Source organism: Emticicia agri (assembly GCF_004168285.1).
In the GTDB taxonomy this organism is placed as follows: Bacteria; Bacteroidota; Bacteroidia; order Cytophagales; family Spirosomataceae; genus Emticicia; species Emticicia agri.
This window is the reverse complement of record NZ_SEWF01000165.1, coordinates 1-2,007: the sequence shown is the minus strand read 5'-3', so window position 1 is coordinate 2,007 and position 2,007 is coordinate 1. Positions and strand designations below refer to the sequence as shown.

Here is a 2,007-nt window from a genome sequence, read left to right as displayed (position 1 = left end):
TCTGATGTACAGATAATTCGTTCCCGATGGCAAACTCCCCGAGGGAATTGTGAAATTGATATTCGATAAGGTCGTCTGACCCGATGGAATAACTATATTCGTCCCTAAGCCAATTCCCGGGTCGGTATTGATGAAATACTCGGCTTTTACTATTGATGCCACAGGAGGAGTTACCACATTATTCAATTGTCGCATCAGCGGCTCGCTCCATTTACCATTTTCATCTTTGGCTCTGACATACAGGTAATTCGTTCCAGTTGGCAAAACTCCTGAAGGAATCGTGAAATTGATATTCGATAAAGTAGTCTGACCAGAGGGTATAACTATATTCGTCCCCAAGCCAATTCCAGGGTCGGTATTGATGAAATACTCTGCTTTTACAATTGATGTTACAGGAGGATTCACCACATTATTCAATTGCCGCATTAGTGGTTCGCTCCATTTGCCATTTTCATCTTTGGTTCTGACATACAGATAATTTGTTCCGGCTGGCAAACTTCCCGAAGGAATCGTGAAATTGATATTCGATAAAGTCGTCTGACCGGAAGGGATTACTATATTTGTCCCCAAGCCAATTCCCGGGTCAGTATTGATGAAATACTCTGCTTTTACTATGGATGCTACAGGAGGAGTTACCACATTGTTCAATTGTCGCATCAGCGGTTCACTCCATTTGCCATTTTCATCTTTGGTTCTGATGTACAGATAATTCGTTCCCGATGGCAAACTCCCCGAGGGAATTGTGAAATTGATATTCGATAAGGTCGTCTGACCCGATGGAATAACTATATTCGTCCCTAAGCCAATTCCCGGGTCGGTATTGATGAAATACTCGGCTTTTACTATTGATGCCACAGGAGGAGTTACCACATTATTCAATTGTCGCATCAGCGGCTCGCTCCATTTACCATTTTCATCTTTGGCTCTGACATACAGGTAATTCGTTCCAGTTGGCAAAACTCCTGAAGGAATCGTGAAATTGATATTCGATAAAGTAGTCTGACCAGAGGGTATAACTATATTCGTCCCCAAGCCAATTCCAGGGTCGGTATTGATGAAATACTCTGCTTTTACAATTGATGTTACAGGAGGATTCACCACATTATTCAATTGCCGCATTAGTGGTTCGCTCCATTTGCCATTTTCATCTTTGGTTCTGACATACAGATAATTTGTTCCGGCTGGCAAACTTCCCGAAGGAATCGTGAAATTGATATTCGATAAAGTCGTCTGACCGGAAGGGATTACTATATTTGTCCCCAAGCCAATTCCCGGGTCAGTATTGATGAAATACTCTGCTTTTACTATGGATGCTACAGGAGGAGTTACCACATTGTTCAATTGTCGCATCAGCGGTTCACTCCATTTGCCATTTTCATCTTTGGTTCTGATGTACAGATAATTCGTTCCCGATGGCAAACTCCCCGAGGGAATTGTGAAATTGATATTCGATAAGGTCGTCTGACCCGATGGAATAACTATATTCGTCCCTAAGCCAATTCCCGGGTCGGTATTGATGAAATACTCGGCTTTTACTATTGATGCCACAGGAGGAGTTACCACATTATTCAATTGTCGCATCAGCGGCTCGCTCCATTTACCATTTTCATCTTTGGCTCTGACATACAGGTAATTCGTTCCAGTTGGCAAAACTCCTGAAGGAATCGTGAAATTGATATTCGATAAAGTAGTCTGACCAGAGGGTATAACTATATTCGTCCCCAAGCCAATTCCAGGGTCGGTATTGATGAAATACTCTGCTTTTACAATTGATGTTACAGGAGGATTCACCACATTATTCAATTGCCGCATTAGTGGTTCGCTCCATTTGCCATTTTCATCTTTGGTTCTGACATACAGATAATTTGTTCCGGCTGGCAAACTTCCCGAAGGAATCGTGAAATTGATATTCGATAAAGTCGTCTGACCGGAAGGGATTACTATATTTGTCCCCAAGCCAATTCCCGGGTCGGTATTGATGAAATACTCTGCTTTTACTATGGATGC

General features: G+C 42.3%; 1 protein-coding gene. It reads right to left on the bottom strand.

From position 1 onward, the window contains the following. The coding region (locus tag EWM59_RS28140; RefSeq protein ID WP_165372321.1) for a hypothetical protein at nt 1-2,007 on the bottom strand (2,007 nt) is incomplete at both ends.